Source organism: Kitasatospora sp. NPDC048194, assembly GCF_043202455.1.
In the GTDB taxonomy this organism is placed as follows: domain Bacteria; phylum Actinomycetota; class Actinomycetes; order Streptomycetales; family Streptomycetaceae; genus Kitasatospora.
Map to the genome: position 1 here is coordinate 41640 of NZ_JBIDAK010000001.1, position 25926 is coordinate 67565.

The 25926-nt window shown below is 73.7% G+C and carries 22 protein-coding genes; 9 read left to right on the forward strand and 13 right to left on the reverse strand.

Annotation, left to right across the window (positions count from 1 at the left end):
• The first annotated feature begins 345 nt into the window (after positions 1–345).
• Together ACGF07_RS00205 and ACGF07_RS00210 are read left to right on the forward strand one after the other, a co-directional pair.
• Positions 346–1101 carry a transglycosylase SLT domain-containing protein gene (locus tag ACGF07_RS00205; protein ID WP_350745643.1) on the forward strand — a complete coding sequence of 252 codons (756 nt, stop codon included), beginning with the start codon at positions 346–348 and terminating at the stop codon, positions 1099–1101.
• A gap of 629 nt (positions 1102–1730) precedes the next feature.
• A complete protein-coding gene (locus ACGF07_RS00210; protein ID WP_392894130.1) occupies positions 1731–3326 on the forward strand; it encodes an AI-2E family transporter in 1596 nt (531 codons plus the stop codon).
• A gap of 36 nt (positions 3327–3362) precedes the next feature.
• Here the strand turns inward: ACGF07_RS00210 and ACGF07_RS00215 are convergent, their stop codons facing one another.
• From ACGF07_RS00215 to ACGF07_RS00230, 4 genes are all read right to left on the reverse strand, one after another.
• Entirely contained in the window at positions 3363–5009 is a 1647-nt protein-coding gene (locus tag ACGF07_RS00215; protein WP_392894132.1) for an alpha/beta hydrolase, read from the reverse strand.
• Between the two features lie 12 nt (positions 5010–5021).
• Entirely contained in the window at positions 5022–5375 is a 354-nt protein-coding gene (locus ACGF07_RS00220) for a hypothetical protein (protein WP_392894134.1), read from the reverse strand.
• A 136-nt stretch (positions 5376–5511) separates the two neighbouring features.
• Positions 5512–6054: an alkyl hydroperoxide reductase gene (locus ACGF07_RS00225; RefSeq protein ID WP_350746399.1), complete on the reverse strand. Its 543-nt coding sequence runs from the start codon at positions 6052–6054 to the stop codon at positions 5512–5514.
• A gap of 3 nt (positions 6055–6057) precedes the next feature.
• Positions 6058–6609: a peroxiredoxin gene (locus ACGF07_RS00230; protein WP_350746396.1), complete on the reverse strand. Its 552-nt coding sequence runs from the start codon at positions 6607–6609 to the stop codon at positions 6058–6060.
• Between the two features lie 295 nt (positions 6610–6904).
• On the opposite strand from ACGF07_RS00230, the gene ACGF07_RS00235 reads away from it, so the two are divergent.
• Complete coding sequence (locus ACGF07_RS00235; protein ID WP_392894136.1) at positions 6905–7858, forward strand: LysR substrate-binding domain-containing protein; 954 nt, start codon at positions 6905–6907, stop codon at positions 7856–7858.
• A 69-nt stretch (positions 7859–7927) separates the two neighbouring features.
• On the opposite strand, the gene ACGF07_RS00240 is transcribed toward ACGF07_RS00235, so the two are convergent.
• A complete protein-coding gene (locus ACGF07_RS00240; RefSeq protein WP_392894138.1) occupies positions 7928–8551 on the reverse strand; it encodes a TetR/AcrR family transcriptional regulator in 624 nt (207 codons plus the stop codon).
• A gap of 139 nt (positions 8552–8690) precedes the next feature.
• Between ACGF07_RS00240 and ACGF07_RS00245 the strand changes: the two genes are divergently transcribed.
• Positions 8691–10874, forward strand: coding sequence for an MMPL family transporter (locus tag ACGF07_RS00245; RefSeq protein WP_392894140.1), 2184 nt, complete (start codon positions 8691–8693; stop codon positions 10872–10874).
• Between the two features lie 196 nt (positions 10875–11070).
• Here ACGF07_RS00245 and ACGF07_RS00250 read toward each other — a convergent pair whose 3' ends face one another.
• From ACGF07_RS00250 to ACGF07_RS00260, 3 genes are all read right to left on the reverse strand, one after another.
• Positions 11071–12912 (reverse strand): SpoIIE family protein phosphatase, encoded by a 1842-nt coding sequence (locus ACGF07_RS00250; protein ID WP_392894141.1) that lies wholly within the window; start codon positions 12910–12912, stop codon positions 11071–11073.
• 213 nt (positions 12913–13125) lie between these two features.
• Positions 13126–13890, reverse strand: a complete 765-nt coding sequence (locus tag ACGF07_RS00255) for a class I SAM-dependent methyltransferase (RefSeq protein ID WP_392894143.1) — start codon at positions 13888–13890, stop codon at positions 13126–13128.
• Between the two features lie 483 nt (positions 13891–14373).
• Positions 14374–17337 carry a BTAD domain-containing putative transcriptional regulator gene (locus tag ACGF07_RS00260; protein WP_392894145.1) on the reverse strand — a complete coding sequence of 988 codons (2964 nt, stop codon included), beginning with the start codon at positions 17335–17337 and terminating at the stop codon, positions 14374–14376.
• A 214-nt stretch (positions 17338–17551) separates the two neighbouring features.
• Between ACGF07_RS00260 and ACGF07_RS00265 the strand changes: the two genes are divergently transcribed.
• Positions 17552–17827 carry a hypothetical protein gene (locus ACGF07_RS00265; protein ID WP_350743910.1) on the forward strand — a complete coding sequence of 92 codons (276 nt, stop codon included), beginning with the start codon at positions 17552–17554 and terminating at the stop codon, positions 17825–17827.
• A 251-nt stretch (positions 17828–18078) separates the two neighbouring features.
• Here ACGF07_RS00265 and ACGF07_RS00270 read toward each other — a convergent pair whose 3' ends face one another.
• Positions 18079–18282, reverse strand: coding sequence for a hypothetical protein (locus ACGF07_RS00270; RefSeq protein ID WP_392894147.1), 204 nt, complete (start codon positions 18280–18282; stop codon positions 18079–18081).
• A 135-nt stretch (positions 18283–18417) separates the two neighbouring features.
• Here ACGF07_RS00270 and ACGF07_RS00275 point away from each other — a divergent pair, with 135 nt between their 5' ends.
• Positions 18418–19176, forward strand: coding sequence for a GntR family transcriptional regulator (locus tag ACGF07_RS00275; protein ID WP_350743908.1), 759 nt, complete (start codon positions 18418–18420; stop codon positions 19174–19176).
• 137 nt (positions 19177–19313) lie between these two features.
• Here the strand turns inward: ACGF07_RS00275 and ACGF07_RS00280 are convergent, their stop codons facing one another.
• On the reverse strand, positions 19314–20981 hold the full coding sequence (locus tag ACGF07_RS00280; RefSeq protein WP_392894149.1) for a fumarate hydratase: 1668 nt from the start codon (positions 20979–20981) through the stop codon (positions 19314–19316).
• Between the two features lie 206 nt (positions 20982–21187).
• Between ACGF07_RS00280 and ACGF07_RS00285 the strand changes: the two genes are divergently transcribed.
• Together ACGF07_RS00285 and ACGF07_RS00290 are read left to right on the forward strand one after the other, a co-directional pair.
• Positions 21188–21895, forward strand: coding sequence for a DUF1707 domain-containing protein (locus ACGF07_RS00285; protein WP_392894680.1), 708 nt, complete (start codon positions 21188–21190; stop codon positions 21893–21895).
• Positions 21896–22209: 314 nt separating this feature from the next.
• Positions 22210–22584 (forward strand): WhiB family transcriptional regulator, encoded by a 375-nt coding sequence (locus ACGF07_RS00290; RefSeq protein WP_392894681.1) that lies wholly within the window; start codon positions 22210–22212, stop codon positions 22582–22584.
• A gap of 173 nt (positions 22585–22757) precedes the next feature.
• On the opposite strand, the gene glpX is transcribed toward ACGF07_RS00290, so the two are convergent.
• Complete coding sequence (glpX, locus tag ACGF07_RS00295) at positions 22758–23798, reverse strand: class II fructose-bisphosphatase (protein ID WP_392894151.1); 1041 nt, start codon at positions 23796–23798, stop codon at positions 22758–22760.
• A 215-nt stretch (positions 23799–24013) separates the two neighbouring features.
• On the opposite strand from glpX, the gene ACGF07_RS00300 reads away from it, so the two are divergent.
• Positions 24014–24550 carry a DUF4245 domain-containing protein gene (locus tag ACGF07_RS00300; RefSeq protein WP_392894153.1) on the forward strand — a complete coding sequence of 179 codons (537 nt, stop codon included), beginning with the start codon at positions 24014–24016 and terminating at the stop codon, positions 24548–24550.
• A gap of 200 nt (positions 24551–24750) precedes the next feature.
• Here ACGF07_RS00300 and ACGF07_RS00305 read toward each other — a convergent pair whose 3' ends face one another.
• The gene (locus ACGF07_RS00305; protein ID WP_392894155.1) at positions 24751–25353 is read right to left on the reverse strand and encodes a malonic semialdehyde reductase; all 603 of its coding nucleotides are present in this window, start codon (positions 25351–25353) and stop codon (positions 24751–24753) included.
• 109 nt (positions 25354–25462) lie between these two features.
• A complete protein-coding gene (locus tag ACGF07_RS00310) occupies positions 25463–25732 on the reverse strand; it encodes an exodeoxyribonuclease VII small subunit (RefSeq protein ID WP_392894157.1) in 270 nt (89 codons plus the stop codon).
• Positions 25733–25926: the final 194 nt, after the last annotated feature.

Genomic DNA, 25926 nt, shown 5'->3' on the forward strand with positions numbered 1-25926 from the left:
CATCGAGTGCTTTCTGTCCGGGGAACTCCCGCCCGGTGAATGTGACATGCGCCACGCAGGCGGGAATTGCGTCGACAGTGCCCGGTGCGGCATGGTGAGGGTTCTGTCAGGCCCCGCGTACGGCGCGGCAGGGCTTCCGGACCCCGGAGGTCAGGCCCCGGATGGTCCGCCAACTTCCGTCGGTGGACGCACAATTGAAGACCGACGAGCCGTACGCCGCCCGAATTCCAACGCCCGGTCGAACTCACCTCGGCCGGACGCCGGGCCAGTACCTCCCGTGACCGGAAGACCCAACGGAGGTCCGTGCCAAGGGGCATGTTGCGCCCGTACGGTCACGCATGGGCGATGCTGGAAGGAATCCATGTGACTCGGATCTCGGTCCGGGGAGTCGCTGTGGCCTCCGCCACCGCCGTCACCGCTGTCGGTGCCGTCGTGGGCATGGCCTCGGGCAGCGAGGGCAAGACGACGCAGACGGTCGACGTCGCCGGCGCGACCCTGCTTGCCGAAGTCCCCTCTGGCGCCCAGGCGCAGACCATCAGTGACAACATCGGCCAGCAGGCGACCGCCCAGCAGGCCTCCGCCGACGCCGCGGCCAAGGCCGCCGCCGAGCAGAAGGCCGCCGAGGAGGCCGCGCGCCAGAAGGCCGCCGCGGACGCCCAGGCGAAGGCCGACGCCCAGGCCAAGGCCGACGCGGACAAGGCCGCCAAGGCCGCCGCCGACCAGCGCGCCGCCGAGGCCGCCAACCGCTCCAAGGCGCGTTCGGCGATGGCCGCGGTCGACGACGACAGCACTCCGGCGGTCTCGGTCAGCCCCGGCTCCGTCCAGGACATGGCCCGGCAGATCGTCGGCAGCGACGCGCAGTTCCAGTGCTTCAGCCAGATCGTGAAGCGCGAGAGCGGCTGGGACTACACCGCGACCAACAAGAGCTCCGGCGCGTACGGCCTGGTCCAGGCGCTGCCCGGCTCCAAGATGGCCTCGGCCGGTGCCGACTGGCGCACCAACCCCGCCACCCAGATCAAGTGGGGCCTGAGCTACATGAACAGCCGCTACGGCAGCCCCTGCGGTGCCTGGTCGTTCTGGCAGGCGCACAACTGGTACTAGGCCCGTGGCGCCGGGCCCTCGGTGCCGGGCCCTCGGTCCGGGGCACCGTCCGGCCCGGGGCCCGGTCGCCGAAGGCTCCGGAACCGCCCAGCGGCCACCAGCGCCGAAGCGGTGCACTCGGTGAGCGCCGAAGCGGTGCACTCGGTGAGCGCCGAAGCGGTGCACTCCGTACGGCCTCCGGCCGCTGCTCGTCCCGTTCGACGAGCAGCGGCCGGGGGCCGTCGCGTTCTCCTGCCGGCCCGCACCGCACCGGCTCCCCCGGGGGACGGGGCGGGCCGCGCCGCCCGGGCTGCGCTGACCAGTGCGCTCGCGGGCGGTGCGGCCCCGGGGTGCGGACGCGGGGCGCGGGAAGGGGTCCTGGTTGCTTCCCGCGCCGGCCGGTCCGCCGACAGTTGGCCTGAGTGGGACGACTCGTCATCCCGTTCGGATTCCTCCCCCGCGCCGTATGGGCGAAACCACCCGTGATGCGGTGATTTGCCCGAGTCCGTGGACCAGGGTGATCGAACCGAACCCCCGGCCCGGCGGACTCCTCCGGCCCCCGGCGGGTAGCGTCATCCCTTGACGGCCGTGGCGGGTCCCACGGCGTCCCGCCGGCTCGGCGGTTCAGCGGGGAAGCGGTGGTAGCGAGGATGGCGCGGGGCGGAAAGGCCTTCAAGGCCGTGGCCAAGGGCATGGCTGTGGTGGCCAGCGCGGCTGCCGTGATCGAACGGCGTCGACGCGCCGCGATGGCGGCCGATCCGCACGAGCTCCACGTACCGGTCCTGGCCGAGGCGGTCGGGCCGGTCCCGGTCCCGCGCGCCGATCCGGCGCCGGCCGCCGATCCGGCCGGGAGCGCCCCGGCCCCCGGGGCCTCCGCGACCGCGCCGGCCGCGGCAGCGCCGTCGGGGGCACCGGCGGCCGCCCCGCCCGCACCGGCCGCCAACGCCGCCCTCGGGCGGGAGTACCACCCGGGCCGGCCCGCCACCCCCGCCGAGGCGGTGCCGTGGGGGCTCCGGGTGGCCGCCGAGTCGACCTGGCGGCTGCTGCTGCTCGGGGCCGCGCTGTACGTCGTCTTCTACGTCGTCGACATGCTGCGGCTGGTCGCCTTCTCGGTGCTGGCCTCGCTGCTGATCTCCGCGCTGCTGGAGCCCTCCGTCTCCTGGCTCCGCCGGCGCGGGGTGCCGCGCTCGCTCGCCGCGGGCGGGGTGTTCCTGAGCGGACTGGCCGGGATCGGGCTGGTCGGCTGGTTCGTGGTGTGGCAGGTCACCACCAACCTCCCGGACGTCACCAACCAGGTGAAGACCGGTGTCAACCAGCTGCGGGACTGGCTGGTGACCGGACCGCTGCACCTGACCCAGCAGCAGATCACCGACTTCGCCAACCAGATCACCAAGGCCATCAGCACCAACAGCGACCAGCTCACCTCGGCCTCCATCACGGGCGCGCAGATCGCCGTCGAGGTGCTGACGGCGCTGCTGATGACCTTCTTCACCACCTTCTTCTTCCTCTACGACGGCTCGCGGATCTGGAACTGGGCGCTGCGCGGCCTGCCCCGGCACTCCCGCTTCGCGATGGCCGGCGCCGGCCCCAAGGCCTGGATCACGCTCACCGCGTACGTGCGCGGCACGGTCTGCGTGGCCTTCATCGACGCGGTCTGCATCGGTGTCGGCATCGAACTGCTGGGCGTGCCGCTCGCCGTACCGCTGGCCGTGATCATCTTCCTGGGGGCCTTCGTCCCGCTGGTCGGCGCCCTGGTCACCGGTACCGTCGCGGTCCTGATCGCCCTGGTCACCCAGGGGCCGTGGACGGCGCTGATGGTGCTGGTGGTGCTGATCGTGGTGATGCAGGTGGAGAGCCACATCCTCCAGCCGCTGATCCTCGGCCGGGCCGTTCGGGTCCACCCGCTCGGCGTGGTCCTCGGCGTCGCGGCCGGCGGCATCATCGGCGGCATCGGCGGCGCGGTGGTCGCCGTCCCGCTGATCGCCGTCACCAACACCGTGGTCACCCACCTGCGCCGCCGCAACGAGGCCGGCCAGGAGGTGTTCACCGCCCTCGAAGCCGCCCGCGAGGCCGCCGAACGCACGGCGGCGGCCCACCCGGCGCAGCCGTCCGGGCCGGCGCGGTCGTCCGAGCCGGCGCGGTCCTCCGAGTCGGCGCACGGGGCGCAGCCGTCCGCGCCGGCCCCTGCGGTCCAGTCCGCCCCGTCGGAGCCTCCCACCCGGGCGGCGGAGGCCGCTGCCGAGTAGTCGGACGCGGAGGTCGCAGGCCGCGGCCCCGGCCCGTCAGCGCCGGTGCTCCGTGGTGATCCGGTCGCCGTGGCCGCTGACGATCCGGCCGATGTTGTCGATCGAGGCGTGGTCCCCGCCGGGCCCGTCGTCCCAGTAGGACGAGTGGGTGGCGGGGCCCAGCGGCCCGTCGGCCACGGCGAAGCGGTGGGCACCGTACTCGGCGCTCGCCGGGTCGGTGCCGTACCAGCGCGCGTTCGGGGGCAGCCGGGCCACCGGGCCGAGGGCGGCCGGGTCGGGAGCCCAGGAGACGGGGTCGTGGGCGGCGGCCCCGACGTACACGTGGTCCGTGCCCACCCCGAGGTCCGAGGCGTGATCCGCTCCGGTGCCGGGGCTGCCGACCAGGACGATGTCGTCGGCCGGGAGGCCGCCGGGGCGCTGGGCGGCCAGGCCGACCACGAGCGAGCCGTAGCTGTGGCCCTGCGCCGTCACGTGCGCCGGGGCTCCCTGGTGGGTGGCGCGCTGGCCGGCGAGGAAGCGGTGGTAGGCGTCGGCTCCGGCCCGGGCCGCGGTCCGGGACGCGACGTCGAGGCCGAGCGGTGCGTCGTAGCCCAGCCAGGCGATGGACGCCGTGCTGCGGGTGGGGTCGGCCCGCCGGGCCGCGTCGTACACCGCCCTGGCCCGGTCGGCGTCGCCGCCGCCGATGCGCTGGAGTTCGGTGCCCATGCCGCCGACCAGGGAGGTGACGTCGCGGGCGGTGTCGGGGTCGCCGAAGGAGAGGACGGCGCGGCCCTGGCCCTCCTCGCCGATGCCGAGCAGGAGGACCGGCGGGTCCTGCCCCTCGGCGGCCGCCAGCCGCGCACTGATCCTGCGGAAGCCCTCGAGTCTGAGCCGGTCCCGGTCGGAGAGCGGCGGCGGGTGGCCCTGGTACGTCGCGAGGAGCCGGGGCAGCAGGATCCGGTTCGCCCGGTCGCGGGCGGCGGCGGGGATGCCGTCGCGGTTGCCGACCAGCTCCGGGTGGTCCGTGATCAGCCGCTGCTGCTCGTCGGCGGGCAGGCCGTTCCACCAGGCGTACACCTCGGTGGGCGGGGCGTCGTCCGGAGGCACGGCGAGCCGGAGCAGGGCCGGGACGCCGAGGCCGGGGTCGAGCCGGTCCCTGGCGGCGGAGTCGGGATCGAGGCCGGTGCCGTCGAGGGCGCGGGCGGTGTAGTGCCGGAGCCGGGCGGCGAGGGCCCGGTCGACGGCGTCGGCCCGGGCCAGGGCGGTGGCGATGCGGGCGGCGAGCGCGGTGGCGGTCCGCTCGCCGATGCTCCGGTGATCGGGGTCGTGCCGGTCGGCGTACGGGGCCGGCTCCCAGGTGACGGCGCCGTGCTCGGTGACGCTCATACCGGCGGTGCGGGCGTCCTCCAGGGCCCTGTGCAGCTCGGACCGGGCGAGGACCAGGGCGTCCGCGCCGGCGCGCAGGACCTTGCCGAGCTGTCCGACCTCGGCCTGGGCGGCCTTCAACTCCCCGGCGGCGAGCGCCAGGGACGGGGTCGCCGCGTCCGCCGCCGGTCCGGCCCAGCCGGAGGCGGCGAGCGGCTGGTCGACTCCGCCGCGCCAGTCCTCCAGGTTCTGCCCCAGGGCGGCGCGCAGTCCGTCGTACGCGTCGGCGGCCGCGTGGAGGGCGGCGACATCGGTGTCGCGCAGCGTCGCGAGATCCACGGTCGCGGCCCGCTACCCGAAGTGCCGGACGAAGTCCCGCTGCTGGGCCGCCGTCGGGCCGAACCGGGCGGCGACCCGTCGGTCGGCGCCCCGGTACCGGCGGGCGGCCTCCTCCAGACGGCTCCCGTGTCCGCTCATGGCCGTCCGGAGCTCCTCGAGCAGTGCGTGCCAGGCGTTGGCGCAGTCGTCCAGCGCCGCGCCGCAGTGGAGACCGCGCAGAGCGGCGGCGGTCCGGTGGGCCGAGTCGAGGACGGCCCGCGCGTGGCCGGGGAGCTGCCCCGCCGTCGCGGCGGCCCTGTCGGCGGCCAGGTGGAGCAGGTCGGGGTCGACCTGGAACGCCCCGCCGCCCTCCGAGTGGTCGGACACCCCGGCTCCCTCCCGGACCGATTTCCGTGCACGGATCGCCTGGCACCGTAGCGGAGCCGGGAGGGCCGGGAGCGGGAAAACGCCGACGGGCCCCTCCGGAAGGCGGAGGGGCCCGTCGTACGGGTGGCCGGGTGCGTCAGGCGTTGACGGCGGCGAGGGCGGCCTCGGAGTCGAGGACGCCGGCCACGGCCTGGAGGACGGCGGCGATCTTCAGCGAGGCCTGGATGACCTCGCGCTCGACGCCGGCCTTGCGCAGGACGGCCTCGTGCGAGTCGAGGCACTGGCCGCAGCCGTTGATGGCCGAGACCGCGAAGCACCAGAGCTCGAAGTCGACCTTCTCCACGCCCGGGGTGCCGATGATGTTCATCCGCAGGCCGGCGCGCATCGTGCTGTACTCCTTGTCGGAGAGCAGGTGCAGCGTCCGGTAGTAGACGTTGTTCATCCCCATGATCGCGGCCGCGCCCTTGGCGGCGGTGTACGCCTCCGGGGAGAGGTTGGCCTTGGCCTCGGGCTCCAGCTCACGCAGCAGACCGGGGCTGCGGGTGGCCATCGCGCAGGACAGCACGGTGCCCCAGAGCTGCTGGGCGGGGAGGTCGGAGTTGCCGATGACCGAGCCCAGGTTGAGCTTGAGGTCCTTGGCGTAGTCCGGGAGGGCGGCCTTCAGGTCGTCGAGGGCCATGGGTCAGCCCGCCAGGAGGGCCTGGGCGTCGAGGGTGTCCTCGCCCTTGTTCCAGTTGCACGGGCACAGCTCGTCGGTCTGCAGGGCGTCCAGCACCCGCAGGACCTCCTTGGGGTTACGGCCGACGGAGCCGGCGGTCACCATGACGAACTGGATCTCGTTGTTCGGGTCGACGATGAAGACGGCGCGCTGGGCGGTGCCGTCCTCGCCCTCGACGCCGCAGGCGCGCATCAGCTCGTGCTTGACGTCGGCCAGCATCGGGAAGGGCAGGTCGCCCAGGTCCTTGTGGTCCCGGCGCCAGGCGTGGTGGACGAACTCGGAGTCGCCGGAGACGCCGAGGATCTGGGCGTCACGGTCGGCGAACTCGTCGTTCAGCTTGCCGAACGCGGCGATCTCGGTCGGGCAGACGAAGGTGAAGTCCATCGGCCAGAAGAAGACGACCTTCCAACCCTTCTGGTCCTCCGACGAGTAGTCCTTGATCTCCAGCTTGTCAGCGGACGGGCCTTCGACGCCCTTGAGGGCCCAAGCAGGGAACTGGTCACCGATCGTAAGCATGTGTGTGCTCTCCTGGGTAAGGGTGGGAAGGTTTGCCCGGATTGCGGACGGTGACCACAATTCCACATCGTGGACTGATCAGGGAAATAGCAGAAGGCGCTCGGACTGATCGGGTAGAGCTATCAGTGTCCCGGGGGAGGAACATTGCTGTGGTGCAGTGCTGAGCGGTCGGCCGTGGACTGATAGCGGAATTGGCTACACTTGAGGTGTCTGATCGGAGATTGCTATCAGTATCGAACCGACCGCCTCCCGGCCCACCACTCGTAGGCCCACCGCCGCCAAGGCCGAGCAGGCCATGGCGAGTGCCGCAGGCCGGGGCGGCCCGCGCACTCCGACGGTGGCCCAGCTCCGGGCGTTCGTGGCGGTGGCCGAGCACCGGCACTTCCGGGAGGCCGCCGCGGCGACCGGGACCAGCCAGCCGGCGCTGTCCGGGGCGGTGGCGGCGCTGGAGGAGTCGCTGGGCGCGCAACTGGTCGAGCGTACGACGCGCAAGGTGATCATCACGCCGCTGGGGGAGCGGGTGCACCGGCACGCGCGTCGGGTCCTCGCCTCGCTCCAGGCGCTGACCGAGGAGGTGGAGGCCGCCCGCCGGCCGTTCACCGGGCCGCTGCACCTGGGGGTGATCCCGACGGTGGCGCCGTACCTGCTGCCGTTGGTGCTGAAGCTGGTCCGCGACCGGTTCCCGGAGCTGGAGCTGCACGTCCACGAGGAGCGCACCCCTTCGCTGCTGGACGGCCTGGCCGCCGGGCGCCTGGACGTGCTGCTGCTCGCGCTGCCGGCCGGCGGGGCCCCGCAGACCCGGGACATTCCGCTGTTCGACGAGGACTTCGTCCTGGTCGCCCCGTCCGGGCACCCGCTCGCCGGGCGGACCGACGTCCCGCGCGACGTGCTGCTCGACCTGGACGTGCTGCTGCTGGAGGAGGGCCACTGCCTGCGCGACCAGGCGCTGGACATCTGCCGCGAGGTCGGCACCGACCCGGCGGGTTCCACCACCCGTGCGGCCGGACTGTCCACCCTGGTCCAACTCGTCGCCGGCGGCCTCGGGGTGACCCTGCTGCCCGCGACCGCCCTGGAGGTCGAGGCCGGCCGCACCGACCGGCTGGCCGTCGTCCGCTTCGCGGTGCCGGCGCCCGGGCGCCGGATCGGGCTGGCCACCCGGCCGGGCTCGCCGCGCAGCGCGGAGTACGAGCGCTTCGCGGCGGCGCTGCGCGAGGTGCTGGCCGAACTGCCGGTGCGCATCGTCTCCTGACGGGCCGGGACGCGGGACGGGCCGGGACACGGGACGGGGCGCCGGGCCCGGGGGTGCCCTCGCGGGCCGCTAAGCGGTTGCCGGGGTGCCCAGGCAGAGCCCGACCGTCGTCGCGACCAGCAGGTCCAACGCCTCCAGGGTGGCCGGGTCCGGCTGGTCGCCCGGTCGGCGCACGGTGAGGTGGCGGGTCGTCAGCCCGTCGAAGCCGCTGAGGAAGAGGACGGCGATCTCCCGGGCGGGCCTGGCGAGGGTGAGGCCGTGGGCGGCCGCGAGGGCGGTGAGCATCTCGGTGGCGGTGCCCTCGATGTCGAGTTGCAGCCCGAGCATGATCTCCCGCAGGTCCTGGTCGCGCATCGCCAGCGCCCCGAACTCGCTCAGCAGGACGCACCGCCCGTGCTCGCCGGTGGTGGCCTCCCAGAGCGCGTGCACCAGGGTGCGGACCTGTTCGCCGAAGGAGCCGTCCCCGGGGGAGGCGGCGCGCACCTGGGCGACGAAGTCGGCCTTCAGCTGCTCGACGACGGCCCGGTAGAGGTCCTTCTTGGTGCCGAAGGTGTAGTGCACCGTCGCCTGTGCCACGCCCAGCTCGGCCGCGATGGCGCGGGTGCTGCCGGCGGCGACGCCCTCCCGGGTCATCAGGTCGATCGCGGCCTGGACCAGTTGCGGTCGGCGTTCGGAGGCGGGGACATGAGCCATTCAGCCAGGGTAGCGCCACGGTCGGACAACCATGTCGCTCGATTTTGTCGCTCAACTTTGTCACTCGACCAACTTCGTTCTACGGTGGGAGGCGTCCGCCCAGGCAGCCGCCTGTCCGACGAGATGACCGAGGGAACCCATGGCCACGTACCTGTACCGGCTGGGCCGCCACTGCTTCCGGAGCAGACGCGCCGTACTGGCCGTCTGGATCGCCCTGCTGATCGCGGTCGGCGGAGCCGCGGGGGCCTTCGCCGGCAAGACCAGCGACGAGTTCAAGGTGCCCGGCACCGAGGCGCAGACCACCCTGGACAAGATCAAGGGCACCTTCCCCGAGCAGGGCCACGGCTCCGCCCAGGTCGTCTTCGCCACCGAGGGCCCCGGGGGCGTCAGGACGCCCGAGGCCGGCGCAGCGGTCGGCGAGGCCGTCGCCCGGATCGCCCGCGTCCCGGGCGTGGCCGCGGTGCCCGACCCGTACGCGACCGGCGCCGTCTCCCCGGACGGGAAGGCCGCCATCGCGCTGGTCTCCTTCGACCGCAAGCTCGCCGACGTCACCGACCAGCAGCGCGAGGCCGTGAAGGCCGCCGCCGAACCGGCCCGCTCGGCCGGGCTGGAGGTGGCCTTCGGCGGCGACGCGTACAACCGGCTGGCCCAGGTCGAAGGCGGCACCGAGGCGATCGGCCTGGTGGTGGCCGGGGTGGTGCTGGTGATCACCCTGGGCACCCTGGTCGCCGCCGGACTGCCGCTGCTCACCGCGCTGGCCGGCGTCGGCGCGGTCATGGCCGGCCTGCTCGCGCTCACCGGGGGCTTCGAGATCATCACCACCGCGCCGGTGCTGGCCCTGATGGTCGGTCTCGCCGTCGGGGTCGACTACGCGCTGTTCATCCTCTTCCGGTACCGCCGCCACCTCCACGAGGGCCTGGAGCCCGAGGAGGCCGCCGCCCGCGCCACCGCGACCGCCGGCAGCGCCGTGGTCTTCGCCGGGCTGACCGTCGTCGTCGCGCTCGCCGGGCTCGCCGTGGCCGGCGTCCCGTTCCTCACCACGATGGGGCTGGCCGCCTCCGGGGCCGTGGTGGTGGCCGTCCTGGTCGCGATCACCCTGCTGCCCGCGGTGCTCGGCTTCGTCGGCCGCGCGATCGACCGGCTGCCGGTGTGGAAGCGGGCGCGGGCCGCCGGCGGCGGGACCACCATGGGCGAGCGCTGGGCGCGCTTCGTGGTCCGCCGCCCGCTGCCGGTGCTGCTGGTCGGCCTGGCCGGACTGGGCACCCTCGCGGTGCCCGCCGCGAGCCTCGACCTCGGCCTGCCGGGCGGCGGTTCCCAGGCCGTCGGGACGGACGCCCGCAGGGCGTACGACCTGGTCAGCGGCCACTTCGGGCCGGGCTTCAACGCACCGCTGGTGGTCGTGGTGGACGCCCGTGAGGCGCCGCGGCCGGACCAGGCGGTGCAGGCGGTGGCCGGCAGGCTGCAGACCCTCAAGGGCGTCGCAACGCTGCTGCCGCCCCAGGCCGACCGGACCGGTGCGACGGCCCTGGTGCCCGTCATCCCGCAGACCGGCCCCGACCACGCGGACACCAGGGCGCTGGTCGACGAGATCCGCGGCCAGCGCGCCGGGCTCAAGTCGGCGACCGGCGCGGACGTCGCCGTCACCGGCACCACGGCCGCCAACATCGACGTGTCCACCAAGCTCGGCCAGGCCCTGCCGCCGTTCGTCGCCGTGATCGTCGGCATCGCCCTGGTGCTGCTGGCGCTCGCCTTCCGCTCGGTGCTGGTGCCGCTCAAGGCGGTGCTCGGCTTCCTGCTCAGCATCGGGGCCTCGCTCGGCGCGGTGGTCGCGGTCTACCAGTGGGGCTGGCTGGACGGCCTGATCGACGTGCCGAAGGTCGGGCCGGTGGTCAGCTTCGTGCCGATCCTGCTGATCGGCGTGCTGTTCGGACTGGCGATGGACTACGAGCTGTTCCTGGTCTCCGGGATGAAGGAGCAGCACGTGCACGGCAAGGCGCCGCGCGAGGCGGTCGTCGGCGGGGTGAAGGGCGGTGCCCGGGTGGTGACCGCGGCCGCGCTGATCATGATCTCGGTGTTCGGCGCCTTCGTCCTCGGCCACGACCCGATCGTCCAGCCGATCGGCTTCGCCCTCGCGGTGGGCGTGCTGGTGGACGCCTTCGTGGTGCGGATGGCGCTGGTGCCGGCCGCCATGGCGCTGTTCGGCGAAGCGGCCTGGTGGTTCCCGAAGCGGCTGGAGAAGATCGTGCCGAGGGTCGACATGGAGGGCGAGCAGCTGATCGCCGGACTGGAGCAGCAGCCGGCGAAGGAGCCCGCCGGAGTGTGACGGCCCGCCCGGGAGCGGGCAGGCGACGCACCAGCCGCCGAGAGCGCGGCGGGCGACGCACCGGCCGCCGGCCGCCACGAGCGCGGCGGGCGGCGCGCCGGTCGGCCGAGAGCGCGGCAGGCGAGGCACCGGCCCGCCCGAACGCGGCAGGGCGGCGCGCACGCGCCCGGCGGGAGCGCCCCCGCCGGGCGTACGGCTACCGGGGCAGCCGCTGCTCGAACCAGACCACCTTGCCGGTGCCCAGCCGGGTCGCGCCCCAGCGGTCCGCGCACCGGGCCACTATCTGCAGCCCCCGCCCGCGCTCGTCCTCCGGGCCGGTGCGGCGGGGGCGCGGCAGCAGCGGACTGTCGTCACCGACCTCGCAGCGCAGCCGGGTGGTGCGCACCAGGCTCAGGGTGATCGGCCTGGTCGCGTGCTGGACGGCGTTGGTCACCAGCTCGCTGACCATCAGCTCGGTCGCGCCGCTCAACTCGTCCAGCCCCCAGCGGCGCAGCGTGTGCGCGGCCAGCCGGCGCGCCCGGCCCGGCGTCTCGTTGCGCGGCTGCAGGTACCAGTGCGCGACGTCCCCGGCCGGGATGCCGTCGAAGCAGGCGCCCAGCAGGGCGATGTCGTCGCCGCGGTCCCCGGGCGGCAGGATCCGCAGCGCCTCCTGGCACAACTGGTCGGGGGACTGCCAGCGGGCGGCGGCGATCCTGGCCCGGAGCACCTCGAGGCCGTCGCTGAGCGGACGGCTGCGGGTCTCCACCAGGCCGTCGGTGAACAGCAGCAGCGCCGAACCGGGCGGCGCGGGCAGCTCGACGGAGCTGAAGTCCACCCCGCCGACCCCGATCGGCGCCCCGGAGTCCAGCTCCACCAACTCGGCCGTGCCGTCCGGGCGGGCCAGCACCGGCGGGACGTGCCCGGCGTTGGCCAGCACCACCCGGTTGGCGATCGGGTCGTACACCGCGTACACGCAGGTCGCCAGGTGCTGTTCGCGGCCGAGGCGCTGCGCCTGCTCGTCCAGGTGATAGAGCACCTCGTGCGGCGGCAGGTCGAGCGCGGCCAGGGTCTGCGCGCTGGTGCGCAGTTGGCCCATGATGGCGGCCGAGGTGAGCGAGTGGCCCATCACGTCGCCGACGATCAGGGCGATCCGGTTGCCGGGCAGCGGCACCGCGTCGTACCAGTCGCCGCCGACCTGCGCGCCGCGCTCGCCGGGCAGGTAGCGCTGGGCGAGCCGGACGCCGTGCGGCTGCGGCAGCCGCAACGGCAGCATGCTGCGCTGGAGTTCGTTGGCTATCTCCCACTCGCGGGCGTACCGCAGCGCGGTGTCCACGGCCAGTCCGGCCTGGGTGGCCAGGTGCGCGGCGGTCGCGGTGTCGGCCGCGTCGAAGGCCGGACGGCCGGTGCGTTCAGGGGGACGGCGGATCAGCACCAGCAGGCCGAGCACGGCCTTGCGGCCGCGCAGCGGCAGCGCGAGGACCGAGGTGCCGGCGGCCAGCCGGGCCAGCCCGCGGCTGCCGTACAGCTCGCGCAGCAGCGTCTCGGCGCGCTCGGCCTCGGGTGTGCCGAGCACCGCCGACTCGGCGGGGCGGCGGCTCAGCAGGGTGTGCGCGAGCGCGCCGCCGCGGGTGACGGGCACGGCGGGCCCGGGGTCGGCGGTGGAGCGGGAGCCGTACCGGGAGCGGTGCCGCTCGTCCGCGCCGCCCTTGCGGCCGCGGCGGCCGATCCGGGTGCCGGTGCTGTGGTGGATCCGCAGCTCGTCCGGGAAGCCGGGTTCGCGCTCCACGTTGGGCAGCGGGTCGCGCAGGTGCACGACGGCCGCGTCGGCGAGGGTCGGCACCAGCACCCGGCCGATGTTGCGCAGGGTCGCGGACAGGTCGAGGGCGCTGTTGATCCGCCGGGTCGCCGCGTCGAGGTAGGCGAGGCGGTCGGCCACGTCGAGGCGCCCCGGCCGTGCCGTCGGCGGCTTCGCCGGGGCCTGGGCCCGGGCCGGGACCCGGCGGCGCTGGCCCGGGACGGCGGGCGGCTGCTCCGCCTCGGTCTTGAGCTGGTCGCGCACGGCTGCCTGTCCTGGATTCGGTGTGGTCGGTGGGTGTGCTGGTCGGCGGGCGGGCGGACGGTGGCCGTCCTGGTCGTGGCGGGTCGTCCTGGTGGTCGCTGGTCGCTGGTCGTCCTGCTGGTCGCTGGTCGTCCTGGTGGTTGCGGGTCGTTCTGGTCGTCCTGTGTCGAGCTGCCGTCCGGTGGGGAGCGGTCGTCCTGGTCGAGCGGTCGGTCAGCCGACGCGTCGACAGCACAGGAACAGCTGTTCCTCCGGCGGCAGCGCGGTGCTGGCCGGCGCGTACGGACGCCCCGAGGAATCCTCGACGGCGAAACCGGCCGCGACCAGAACCCGTTCCAGATCCTCCCGCAGATACCCGCTGATCCGCAGCTCTCTGCCGAGGAACGGAGGCGGAACGTGATCCAGGTCCGCCTCGACCATACCGAGCGCCAGGAGCCCGCCCGGCCGCAGGAGTTCGCGCAGCCGGCCCAGCACGACCGGGATTTCGTCCAGCGGCAGCAGGATCAGGGAGAAGAACGCGGTGACGGCGGCGAAGGTGCCGCGGCCCTCGGGGCCGAGCCCGGGGACGCCCCAGACCCGGTCGGCGCGCCGGGTGGCCAGATCGTACAGGTCGATCCGATGGAAATCGGGCGGGTGGGGCCCGGGGTGGGGCGTGCGGCGGGCCAGGTCGAGCATCACGTCGGAGAGGTCCAGCGCCGTCACCCGAAGCCCGCCCGCGGTCAGCTGGCGGACGGTCGGCTCGCCGGTGCCGCAGCCCACGTCCAGCACCCGGGCCCCCGGTTCGAGGTCGGCGAGCAGGCGGCTCCCGCACTCCAACTGGCCGTGCTTGGCGGGGAAGGCCTCGCCGTACCCGGCGCCGATGGTGTCGAAGGCGACGGCCTGCAGGGCGCGCGTCGCGCGGCGCCGCCGCACGTCGGGTCCGTCGTCGTCGGCGTCCTCACCGACGGGGAACGAGTCGGATATCTGTCCGGTCGTCACGTTGAGAGGCACCCTTCCACCCGTGGCCTCCGGTCGGCTCCTCCGCAGCCTCGCGGGCGGCTGCCGGTGGCGGTACGTCACGCTCCCCGCACCACACGGACGGCCTGCACCCCGACACGTCGTCGGCGGACACTCGTGTGCGTACTGGCATCTGAGAATATGCGTGATCACTGCGCCATGGGGTCCGTTTCCAGCCAACTCGTCATGCATGGGCCGATCTGGACCGGTTGCGCGGAAGCACTGCGGTGCGGGCGAGGGTGGTGCGCCGGGCCCCGCACGCCGCACGACGCGCCGGGTGCGGCGGCTCCGACCTGCGGTTCGCCGCTCGGCAGGCCGGCTACCGGTCGTTTATCGAACGTCAATCGGCGCAGTGCACAGTTGGGTCCAGCGCCGGGGAAGCGTTGAGGGCGCTCCCGCAGCCGGGGGGCTGCGGGAGCGCCGACGCGCGGATCGGGGGAGGTGCCCCGTCGGGGGGCGGGCACCTCACGGCGCGGGGGGAGAGGGAACGGGCTCGGTGTGCTGGCGCGAGATGAGGTCCGCCACGGGTGAGGCCTCCGGCACACCGAGCCTCGTGAAGATCGCGTGCGCCTCCTGGAGGCAGGCCAGCCCGCGGGCCGGCTGGGCCAAGGCGAGCAGTGCCTCGCCCAGGGCGGCGTTGGCCAGGCCCTGGCAGTAGGCGGACCCCATGTCCTGCCCGATCGCGAGCGACTCGCCGGCGGCTTCGGCGGCCTCGGCCGGCTGTTCCGCGGCGAGGAGCGCGGAGGCCAGGCGGGCCAGGGCGTAGCCCTCCCAGAGCGCGTTCTGCTGGGACCGGAACAGCTGGTGGGCCTCGCGCAGGTGCGGGACGGCCTCGGCGGTGGAGAGCACCACGCCGAGCTGGTAGAGCGTCTGGGCGAGCAGGGGGCCGTTGTCGGACGCCCGTGCGGCGGCGACACCCTCGCCGGCGGACTGGACGGCCGTCTCGATCATGCCGAGCCGGTGCTGCACCCGGGCCATGTTGCTGACGATCCGGGCCTCGCCGATCGACGTGCCGACCTGCCGGTTGATGGCGCGGCCCTGTTCCAGGAAGGGCAGTGCCTCGGCCGGGCGGTTGCCGACGCTCAGGATGACGCCGAGCATGTTCGCCGTGGCCAGCAGCAGCACGGTCGGCTCGTCCGCCGTCTGGTGGTCCAGGCTCCGGCGGAAGGACTGCTCCGACCCGTGGAAGTCGCTGGTGATGGACTGCAGGGTGCCGAGGGCGAAGTACACCCGGGCGATCCCGGCCGAGTCGCCGCGGCGCTGGGCGTCCTCGCCCATGGCCTGGAGGACCGGCAGGACGCGCGGGCCGCGGGTCGGGTCCGGGTCGATGCTGAACAGGTAGTTCAGCAGGTCGACGGCCGCCCGCTGCAGGGTGCCGGGGCCACCCGCGGCGGCCTCGACGGCGCTGAGCAGCAGGGAGCCCTCGGTCCGCAGCCAGTCCCCGGCGGCCCGGCTGGTCGGCAGGCCGAGCCCCGGCGAGGTGAGCGGGGTGAGCAGTTCGGGCAGCGGGTCGTCCGGCTCGATGACCTGGGCCGCGTTGCGGACGGTCGGGATCAGCAGGTCGAGCAGCCGCAGCACCGCCCGCTCCTGCTCCTCGGCGTCCCCGATCCGCTCGTTCTGCCGCTGGGCGTAGAGCCGGAGCAGGTCGTGGTAGCGGTAGCGGCCGGGGGTGAAGCACTCCAGCATGTTCGCCTCGACCAGCGCCTCCGCGAGGTCCTCGGCGGTGCGCTCGTCCACACCGAGCAGTGCGGCCGCCGCCGCCAGCGGAACGTCGGGGGAGTCGATCAGGGCGAGCAGCCGAAAGGCACGGGCCTCGGCCGGGGACAGCTGTCCGTAGCCGAGCCCGATGGTGGTCTCCACGGCGAGGTTGCCCAGCTGGAGCTCGTCCAGCCGCCGACGCTGGTCGGCTAACCGACTGGCCAGGTCGGAGACGCTCCAGCGTGGTCTGCTGGCCAGCCGGGCGGCGGCGATGCGGACGGCCAGCGGCAGGAAGCCGCAGGCGGTGACGACCTTCATGGCCGCCTCCGGTTCGGCGAGGACCCGGTGTTCGCCGACGATGGCCGAGAACAGCGCCAGTGCCTCGGCCGGGGTCAGCTCCTCGACGTCGAACAGCTGGGCGCCGGGGATGTCGGCCAGCCGGGAACGGCTGGTGGCGAGCACGGCGCAGCCGGAGACCCCGGGGATGAGCGGCTGGATCTGGTCCGCGTCGCGCGCGTTGTCGAGCAGGATCAGCATCCGGCGGTTGGCGAGCAGCGAACGGTAGAGGGCGGCGCGCTGGTCCAGCGAGTCGGGGGCGTCGGTGACGCCGAGGGCGTGCAGGAAGTCGCCCAGCACGACCACCGGGTCGGCCGGTGAGGCGCCGGCGCCGCGCAGGTCGACGTACAGCTGCCCGTCCGGGAACTCGCAGCGGACGCGGTGGGCGACGTGCACCGCGAGGGTGGTCTTGCCGACACCGCCGATGCCGGCCAGTGAGGTGACCACCACGGCCTGGCCGGTGGCGTTCATCAGGACTGCCGAGAGGTCGCTCACCAGCTCGCTGCGGCCGCTGAAGTCCGATACGTCCGCCGGGAGTTGGGCCGGAGGGTGAGGTGCGGCCGGACCGTCCTCGCGGGCGGCCCGGGCGGGCGCGACCGGGAGGACGAGTTCCGGGTCGGCGGCCAGGATGCGGGTGTGCATCGCGGACAGGCCCGCGCCCGGTTCGACCCCGAGCTCCTCGATCAGCAGCTTGCGGGTGTCGGTGTAGACGCCGAGCGCCTCCGCCTGGCGTCCGCAGCGGTACAGCGCCAGCATCAGCAGTTCGCGCAGCCGCTCGCGCAGCGGGTGTTCGGCCGTCAGGTTGTTGAGGTCGCCGACGATCTCGGCGTGCAGGCCGATGTCCAGGGCGGCGGCGCACAGTTCCTCGGCGGCCGCGACCTGGCGTTCGGCCAGCCGCAGCCGCTGGGCCTCGGCGTAGGGCCCGGGGACGCCGGTGAGCGGGCGGCCGCTGAACAGGTCGAGCGCCTGGGCGAGCAGCCGGTGCGCCTCGCGCTTGTCCCCCGAGGCGCGGGCGGCCGCGGCCTCGCCGGAGAGCCGTTCGAAGACCGCCAGGTCGAGGGACTCGCCGGGGATGCGCAGGGCGTAGCCGTCGGCGACCGAGACCAGCAGTTCGGCGGGGCGGCGGACCTCCCGCCGGGGTTCGATGACGGAACGCAGCCGGGAGACGTAGGTGCGCAGCGCGGCCACGGCCTGGGTGGGCGGGCGGTCCCCCCAGAGGGCGTCGACCAGGTCCTGGGTGGTGACCGGCCGTCCGGAGTGCAGGAGAAGGGTGGTCAGGACCGCCTGCTGCTGGGGAGAACCGAGCGAGAGGGGTCTGCCGTCGAGCCAGGCCTGGACCGGACCGAGGACTTGGAAGCGCAGCGCAGGGGCCTGCGGCGTCTCCCGAAGCTCCATGAAGTCCCCCGATGGCCTGTGGTGTCGATTCCGCGAAAGGGCGCTCGGCGGTCCGCCGTGGCGGTTCAGCTTAGGCGGACGCCCGACTCCGCCGGACGGCGCCGCAAGCCGCACGATGTTTATCGGACATTTAATCAACCCTACGATACTGTCCGCGCGCCCGCGCCACGGAGGTCGGGCTGGACACATTTGATGACCGAAAGGCGGCCGCCCAATGGCCAACGACCAGAGCGAGACCCCGGTGCCGGCGGCGCCCGTTAATGCGGCGACGTCCGAGGCCCCGGCCGCCGCTGTGGAGGCGGGCAAGGCTGTCGAGGGCGCGGTGGCCGTGTCCTCGAACCCGACCGAGTACACCGCTCCGACCGACGCGCAGAAGGCCGCGCTCGAGGACGACCTGTTCGGCGACGAGCACGTGGACGACCCCGCACCGGCCACCGGTGAACCGGGCGGCCCCTACCGGCCGGAGAGCGTCATCGGCGGCCACCCGTAAGCCCTTCCGGCCCGTGCGCCCCGCGTCCCCGTCCGGGCGCGGGGCGCTGCCGGTTATGTGCGCGCCAATTCGTGTGCGGGTGCACCGCGGTGGCCGATTAGCGCCCGTGGTGCACGCATGGTGACCGGCGTCATCCGTAACGTGCCCGGCGGCGGATGCGCGGTGTTCCGGAATTCCGGATTCAGCGGGGGGATTAGCCGGTCCCGAATGCCGTGGTTTGCGTGGGTTTCACCGCAATTACGGCGCCGATCTCAATCAGCCGAATCGCGGGGCTCGGGGACGGGTGAGACGTGGCTCGGCTCGGCCGTCCATTCGCGGCCGCCGCCCTCGGGGCGCAGGTAGTGCTCGCCGCCGATGGTGCCCATGTAGACGCCGGTGCGTCCGGTCCTGAGGTCGAGGACGAGTTCGCCCACCTGCGGCCGGTAGGCCCGGGTGTCGTGGTGTCGGATGCTCACCGTGCTGCTCCTCGCTCCGGTAGGCGACTGGCCAGCATCTCTAGAGAAGCTAATATCTCTAGAGATGTCAACGGTCGTATCTCCTTACCGGCGACCGCGGGCGCCCCTAGGATTGACGGCGGAGAGGGAGCGGCGATGACCGGCAGCAGTGGCGACAAGCAGCCCAAGTACCAGCGGATCGCCGACTCCCTGAGGGCGGCCATCGACGGCGGCCGCTACCGCGCCGGTGACCGGCTGCCCGGCGAGAACGACCTGATGGACGAGTACGGCGTCGCGCGGATGACCGCCCGTCAGGCGCTCGGCGTGCTGCAGAGCGAGGGCATCGCGGAGGCCCGCCGGGGCGCGGGGGTGTTCGTCCGGGACTTCCGGCCGCTGCGCCGGCGCGGCATCCAGCGGCTGGCGCAGGGGCAGTGGGGCTCCGGCCGGTCGATATGGTCCGCGGACATCGACAACCGCAGCCTGGTGGTCGACCAGGTCTCCGTCACCGAGCAGGGCGCGCCGGAGCACGTCGCCCGGGTGCTCGGGGTGGACCCCGGCATGCCGATGTGCGTGCGGCACCGCCGCTTCGTCCTGGACGGCAAGCCGGTGCTGCTCTCGACGTCGTACCTGCCGGCCGTCCTGGTCGCCGGAACGGCCATCACCCGGGAGGACACCGGCCCCGGCGGCACCTACGCCCGGCTCGCCGAGATCGGCGCCAAGCCCGTGCACTTCCGCGAGGAGGTCCGCTCCCGCATGCCGAGCGCCGAGGAGTCGACCCGCCTGGAACTCTCCGCCGGCACCCCGGTCATCCTGATCTGCCGCACCGCCTTCGCCGACGAGGGCCAGGTGGTGGAGCTCAACGAGATGATCCTCGACGCCGCCTCCTACGTGCTGGAGTACGACTTCGACGCGTAGCGGCGGTCGGGCCGGCTCGGCCCCCGGCGGGGGTGACGGTCCCCGGACGACCCGCCGTGCGACGCGCGACCGCCCCGGGCGCGGGGCGCGTCCGGGGCGGTCGGGTGCGGCTGGCTGCCGGGGTCCCTGCGGGCGGACTACTCCTTGGAGCGGACCCGCAGGTTGGTGATCAGCGGGCCCTCCGTCGTCTCGCGGAAGAAGTCGTTGCCCTTGTCGTCGACGACGATGAAGGCCGGGAAGTCCTCGACCTCGATGCGCCAGACGGCCTCCATGCCGAGTTCGGCGTACTCCAGCACCTCGACCTTCTTGATGCAGTCCTGGGCGAGGCGGGCGGCCGGGCCGCCGATGGAGCCCAGGTAGAAGCCGCCGTGCCGGGCGCAGGCGTCGGTGACCTGCTTGCTGCGGTTGCCCTTGGCGAGCATGACCATCGAGCCGCCGGCCGCCTGGAACTGGTCGACGTAGGAGTCCATCCGGCCGGCCGTGGTCGGGCCGAACGAGCCGGAGGCGTAGCCCTCGGGGGTCTTGGCCGGGCCCGCGTAGTAGACCGGGTGGTCCTGGAGGTACTTGGGCATGCCCTCGCCGGCGTCCAGGCGCTCCTTGATCTTGGCGTGGGCGATGTCCCGGGCCACGACCAGGGTGCCGGTGAGCGAGAGCCGGGTCTTCACCGGGTACTTGGAGAGCTCGGCGCGGATCGCGGACATCGGCTGGTCGAGGTCGATGCGCACCACGTCGTCGTCCAGGTGCTCGTCGGTGGTGTCCGGCAGGTACTTCGCCGGGTCGGTCTCCAGCTGCTCCAGGAACACGCCCTCGGCGGTGATCTTGCCGAGCGCCTGGCGGTCGGCGGAGCAGGAGACGGCCATCGCGACCGGCAGCGAGGCGCCGTGCCGGGGCAGGCGGACCACGCGCACGTCGTGGCAGAAGTACTTGCCGCCGAACTGGGCGCCGATGCCGATCTTCTGGGTCAGCTCGGTGACCTTGGCCTCCAGCTCCAGGTCGCGGAAGCCGTGGCCGGTCCTGGCGTTGCCGGAGGTCGGCAGGTTGTCCAGGTAGTGCGCGGAGGCGTACTTGGCGGTCTTGAGCGCGAACTCGGCGCTGGTGCCGCCGATCACGATGGCCAGGTGGTACGGCGGGCAGGCGGCGGTGCCGAGCGAGCGGATCTTCTGCTCCAGGAACGAGAGCATGCTCGCCTCGTTCAGGATCGCCTTGGTCTCCTGGTACAGGTACGACTTGTTGGCGGAGCCGCCGCCCTTGGCCATGAAGAGGAACTTGTACGCGTCGCCGTCGGTGGCGTACAGCTCGATCTGGGCCGGCAGGTTGTTGCCGGTGTTCTTCTCCTCCCACATGGTCACCGGGGCCATCTGGGAGTAGCGCAGGTTGAGCTTGGTGTAGGCGTCGTACACACCGCGCGCGATGGCGGACTCGTCGCCGCCCCGGGTGAGCACGTTCTGGCCGCGCTTGCCCATGACGATCGCGGTGCCGGTGTCCTGGCACATCGGGAGGATGCCGCCGGCCGAGATGTTGACGTTCTTCAGCAGGTCGAGCGCCACGAAGCGGTCGTTCGGGCTCGCCTCCGGGTCGTCCAGGATGCGGCGCAGCTGGGCGAGGTGCGCGGGGCGCAGGTAGTGCGAGATGTCGTGCATCGCCTCGGCGGTGAGCAGCCGCAGCGCCTCGGGCTCGACCTGGAGGAAGGTGCGACCGCCGGCCTCGATGGTGGAGACACCCTCGGAGGTCAGCTTGCGGTACGGGGTCGGGTCAGCGCCCAGGGGGAGCAGGTCGCTGTACTCGAAGTCTGGCGTGGGAGCCATCGGGGCGGTCCTTAGGTGTCCAGTGATCCGGCTGCGTCGGCGAAGCACCATCCAGGGTAGGACCCGCCGATCGCGCGCATGCGGACAGGTGAGCCTTGCGTGACGGGGCTCACTCGGGCACCAGTGCGAGCGACTAGGCTTGGGCCGTGGACAACTCGCCGTCGCAGGACCAGCCGGGGCAGCCGCCGGTGCCGGCCCCCGTACCGATGACCGAACCCGGACTCGAGCCCCGGCCCGAGCCCTTGGCGAAGCCGCAGCCCCTGCACGCCCCGGTGGCGGAGGCCGAGCTGCGCGTCTCGGACGCCGACCGCGAGCGGGTCGCGGAGCTGCTGCGGGACGCCTACGCCGAGGGCCGGCTGGACGCGGACGAGCACGCCGAGCGGATCGGGGCCGCGTACGCCGCCAAGACCTTCGGCGACCTGGCGCCGCTGACCCGGGACCTGCCCACCCACCGCCCGCTCTCCTTCGAGAAGCGGCCGCTGGACGCCCCGGCGCCGGCCTCCGCGCCGGCGCCGGCGCCGCCCGCGCGCCAGGAGGCGCCGTCGGTGGTGGCGATCTTCGGCGGTGCCGCCCGCAAGGGCCGCTGGCGGGTCGGCTCGCACGTCACGGCCTTCACCGCGTTCGGCGGGGTGGAGATCGACCTGAGCGACGCGGTGTTCGAGTCCCCCGAGGTGGAGATCACCGTCACGGCGATCTTCGGCGGGGTGGAGATCCGGGTGCCGGAGAACGTGAGCCTGCACGGCTCCGGGGTCGGCATCTTCGGCGGGTTCGACGTCCGGGAGCAGACCGCGGCGGATCCGTACGCTCCGGTGGTGCGGGTCAAGGGCGTTGCACTGTTCGGCGGTTGCAATGCCAAGCCGCGCCGGGGCAAGAAGCTCAAGGAGTGGGTCCGCAAGCAACTCGGCACCGACTGACCGGAATTCGCCGGTGAAATGCCCGGCCGGTCATCAACTCCCGGCTGGGCGTTCATCGTTGCGCCAGTGCACTCCGTAGTCGATTGCGTGCAGTGTGCATGAATCGCGGTCGGGCGGGGTAGGTCACCCCGCACATCGCTTCTTGTACGGCTGCGCACCGGAGGCGGCCCAGCGGCCGGTCCCGGGTTGGACTAGCGGGGGCTCGCAGCCGGGCAGCGGAGCGAGGTTCCCCCGTGTCCGAGAGCCTCGTCAGGAGTACGGCCGTGCTGCATCCGATCGAGTCCCGCCCCACTTCGCCAGTCGCCCCCGCCCGGTTGCTGGAGCGCCGTCCGGCCGTCCGCCCGCAGCCGCAGCCCCCGGGCGGCCCGGTCGGCGCCGCGGGGGAGGACGACCCGTGGCACACCGGTGCGGCCTGCCGACGGGACGAGGTGGGGCTGTTCTTCGCTCCGTCGAAGGAGCCGACGGCGGCCAGGCTGTCGCGCGAGGAGCAGGCCAAGCAGGTGTGCGCGCGCTGCCCGGTGCTGCTGGAGTGTCGGGAGCACGCGCTGGCCCAGCCGGAGCCGTACGGGGTCTGGGGCGGGCTGACGGCCGCCGAGCGGCGGGTGGTGCTGGCCCGGCGCCGCCGCCGGGACGCGGAGCTGCGCGAGGCGGCCCGGGTCGGTGCGGCCGGGAGCCGGATAGCCGGCTGACGGCGGGTCGACGACGCGTCGCGTCCACCGGGCGACAGCCGTCCCCGCGGAACGGCATCCGCCTCCGGCGGGACGGCAGTCGCCTCCGGCAGGCGGTGCGGCGGGCGGAAAGCGGCGCGGCCTCGGCGGAGGGGGATTCCGCCGAGGCCGCGCCGCGAACCGTCGTGCGCGGGTCAGTTGGCGCGGTCGAAGTCGATCGCGCTGTAGGCCCGCAGCTTCGCCAGCTTGTGGACGGAGTTGATCTCGCGGATCGTGCCGCTCCTGGAGCGCATCACCAGCGAGCTGGTGGTGGCGGTCTCCGAGCGGTAGTGCACGCCGCGCAGCAGCTCGCCGTCGGTGATGCCGGTGGCGACGAAGAACACGTTCTCGCCGCTGACCAGGTCGTTCGTGGTGAGCACCCGGTCCAGGTCGTGTCCGGCGTCCAGGGCCTTCTGCCGCTCGGCGTCGTCCTTGGGCCACAGTCGGCCCTGGATGACGCCGCCCATGCACTTCATCGCGCAGGCCGCGATGATGCCCTCCGGGGTGCCGCCGATGCCCATCAGCAGGTCGACGCCGGTGCCCTCGCGGGCGGCCATGATGGCGCCGGCGACGTCGCCGTCGGAGATGAACTTGATCCGGGCGCCCGCCTCGCGGATCTCCCGGACCAGGCCGTCGTGGCGCGGGCGGTCGAGGACGACCACCGTGACGTCCTCGACGGCGCTGCCCTTGGCCTTGGCGACCCGGCGGATGTTGACGGCCGCCGGGGCGGTGATGTCGACGAACTCGGCGGCCTCCGGGCCGGCGACCAGCTTGTCCATGTAGAACACGGCGCTGGGGTCGAACATGGTGCCGCGGTCCGCGACGGCGAGCACGGCCACCGCGTTGTTCATGCCCTTGGCGGTCAGCGTGGTGCCGTCCACCGGGTCGACCGCGACGTCGCACTCGGCGCCGGTGCCGTCGCCGACCCGCTCGCCGTTGTAGAGCATCGGGGCTTCGTCCTTCTCGCCCTCGCCGATGACGACCACGCCGTTCATCGAGACGGTCGAGACGAGGGTGCGCATGGCCTTCACGGCGGCACCGTCCGCGCCGTTCTTGTCGCCGCGGCCGACCCATCGGCCGGCGGCCATGGCGGCCGCCTCGGTGACCCGGACGAGTTCGAGCGCGAGGTTCCGGTCCGGAGCCTCGGGCGCGACCTCCAGGGCACTGGGGAGGTGGTGCGGGTACTGCGTGGTCATCGTCGTTACCTCTCTGTACGCGACGGCCAGTGAGCGCCCGACTACTGCCAGGTCGAACGCCGTGGTGAGGGTTCTGCGATCGTATCTGCCCACGAGATGACTGTCTGTGCCGCGGGTCGCCACCCTGTGACGAAAAGCACTGGTTCGTCCGGCTTCACCCGGACGTGGACACCCCGGGTGACCCGGCCGGAAGGTGGATGAGTCACCATGTGGGGGTGGCTGCAGAGAGCAAGGGCATGAGGGGTCGGCAGACCGTACGGGACATGGTCCTGTCGATGCTGGCGGTCGGTCTCGTCGTCTGGATCGGGTACCTGTTCCTCCCGCACGACGCCGACAGCGACCCGGTGCACGTGGTCGAGTACAAGGTGGCGGCGGCTTCGGCGAAGCGCGCCGCGCCGTATCCGCTGCTCTCCCCGGAGGGGCTGCCCGGCACGTGGCGGGCCACCTCGGTCAGCTACACCCCGGCCGACCTGAACTCCGGCAAGGGCAACGCCTGGCACCTGGGCTTCGTGACGCCCTCCGGCCAGTACGCGGCGGTCGAGCAGGCCGACGTCCCCCGGGACCGGCTGCTGGCCGACAAGGTCGCGGGCGGGCAGCCGGACGGCACCTCGGACGCCGCGGGGCGCACCTGGGACAGGGTGCAGGGCGAGAAGAGCCGGGCGCTGGCCGCCCAGACCGGTTCGGCGACCACCGTGATCACCGGCACCGCCTCCTACGAGGAACTGGCCGAGCTGGCCCAGGCGCTCAAGTAGTACCGGGCACCGCGCACGGCGGCGTGCGGCCGGCGCGTCGTGCCGGCGGTACGGGGCGGCGGCCGGCCGGCGAACGGCGGGGCACGGCCGGCGAACGGTGGGGCGCACGGCCGGCGAACGGCGGGGCGCGCAGGCCCGAGGACGCGGAAGGGCCCGCACCGGACGAACCGGTGCGGGCCCTTCGCCGTCGCGAGGTGCGCTCAGACGGTGGTGACGACCTGGTCGTACTCCAGGCGCGGCGAACGCGGGAACCAGGCGTCGGCGCCCGGCTTGCCGATGTTGACCACGGCCAGCACCGAGTGCTCGCCGTCGGCGAAGAACTCCTTGTTGAGGCCCTCGGCGTCGAAGCCGGTCATCGGGCCGGCGGCCAGGCCGGCCGCGCGCACGCCGATGATGAAGTAGGCGGCCTGCAGCGCGCCGTTCAGGACGGCGGACTGCTCGCGGACGGCGCGCTCCGAGAAGAACATGTCCTTGGCCTGCGGGAAGTGCGGCAGCTGGGTCGGCAGCTCCTCGTGGAACTCGTTGTCCACGGCCAGGATGGCGACCAGCGGCGCGGCGGAGGTCTTGGCCTTGTTGCCGTCCGCCATGTGCTGGACGAGGCGCTCGCGGCCCTCGGCGGAGCGGACCAGGACGACGCGCAGCGGCTGCTGGTTGAAGGCGGTGGGGCCGTACTTGACCAGGTCGTAGATCGCCTGGACCTGCTCCTCGGTGACCGGCTCGTCGGTGAAGCTGTTCGCGGTGCGGGCCTCGCGGAACAGGAGGTCCTGAGCGGCGGCGTCGAGTACCAGGGCGTCGGTGGTCATGCTTCTGCACCTCATGCGGGAGGGGGTTCGTCGGTGTGACCGGCTCGGCCGATCACCTCCACCAACATAGGTGAAGATTCAACGATTCCCCAAGGGGGTGTGACGGGGCTCACTCCCCGCCCGGGGCCCCGCCCTCCTCGGCGGCCAGCGCGGCGTCCAGCCGGGCCCGGGCGCCGTCGAGCCAGCGCTGGCACACCTTCGCCAGCTGCTCGCCGCGCTCCCAGAGGGCGAGCGACTCCTCGAGGGAGGTGCCGCCGTTCTCCAGCTGCCGGACCACGTCCAGCAGCGCGTCCCGGGCGTGCTCGTAGCCCAGCGCGTCGTCCGGGGTCGGCGCCGCCGCGTCCTTCCGCTCCTGCTCCTGCTCCTGCTGCTCTGCCATGGGTGCCAGCGTAGGGGCTGGCGCCGACAGCGAGCGCCCGTGCGCGGGCCTGGGCGACGCGGACGCGGGCGGCGCAGGCGAGGGCGGCGCACGCGTGGGCGGGCAGGCGTGGGCGGCGCACGCGTGGGTGGGCAGGCGAGGACGGGCAGGCGCGGGCCGGCAGGCGAGGGCGACGCGGGCCGGGGTGACGCGGG

Excerpts from the sequence above, each read along its gene's own strand:
- ACGF07_RS00205 (WP_350745643.1), top strand. The coding sequence starts at position 346 with ATGCTGGAAGGAATCCATGTGACTCGGATCTCGGTCCGGGGAGTCGCT.
- ACGF07_RS00210 (WP_392894130.1), top strand. The coding sequence starts at position 1,731 with ATGGCGCGGGGCGGAAAGGCCTTCAAGGCCGTGGCCAAGGGCATGGCT.
- ACGF07_RS00225 (WP_350746399.1), bottom strand. The coding sequence starts at position 6,054 with ATGGCCCTCGACGACCTGAAGGCCGCCCTCCCGGACTACGCCAAGGAC.
- ACGF07_RS00230 (WP_350746396.1), bottom strand. The coding sequence starts at position 6,609 with ATGCTTACGATCGGTGACCAGTTCCCTGCTTGGGCCCTCAAGGGCGTC.
- ACGF07_RS00235 (WP_392894136.1), top strand. The coding sequence starts at position 6,905 with ATGGCGAGTGCCGCAGGCCGGGGCGGCCCGCGCACTCCGACGGTGGCC.
- ACGF07_RS00240 (WP_392894138.1), bottom strand. The coding sequence starts at position 8,551 with ATGGCTCATGTCCCCGCCTCCGAACGCCGACCGCAACTGGTCCAGGCC.
- ACGF07_RS00245 (WP_392894140.1), top strand. The coding sequence starts at position 8,691 with ATGGCCACGTACCTGTACCGGCTGGGCCGCCACTGCTTCCGGAGCAGA.
- ACGF07_RS00260 (WP_392894145.1), bottom strand. The coding sequence starts at position 17,337 with ATGGAGCTTCGGGAGACGCCGCAGGCCCCTGCGCTGCGCTTCCAAGTC.
- ACGF07_RS00265 (WP_350743910.1), top strand. The coding sequence starts at position 17,552 with ATGGCCAACGACCAGAGCGAGACCCCGGTGCCGGCGGCGCCCGTTAAT.
- ACGF07_RS00275 (WP_350743908.1), top strand. The coding sequence starts at position 18,418 with ATGACCGGCAGCAGTGGCGACAAGCAGCCCAAGTACCAGCGGATCGCC.
- ACGF07_RS00280 (WP_392894149.1), bottom strand. The coding sequence starts at position 20,981 with ATGGCTCCCACGCCAGACTTCGAGTACAGCGACCTGCTCCCCCTGGGC.
- ACGF07_RS00285 (WP_392894680.1), top strand. The coding sequence starts at position 21,188 with ATGACCGAACCCGGACTCGAGCCCCGGCCCGAGCCCTTGGCGAAGCCG.
- glpX (WP_392894151.1), bottom strand. The coding sequence starts at position 23,798 with ATGACCACGCAGTACCCGCACCACCTCCCCAGTGCCCTGGAGGTCGCG.
- ACGF07_RS00305 (WP_392894155.1), bottom strand. The coding sequence starts at position 25,353 with ATGACCACCGACGCCCTGGTACTCGACGCCGCCGCTCAGGACCTCCTG.
- ACGF07_RS00310 (WP_392894157.1), bottom strand. The coding sequence starts at position 25,732 with ATGGCAGAGCAGCAGGAGCAGGAGCAGGAGCGGAAGGACGCGGCGGCG.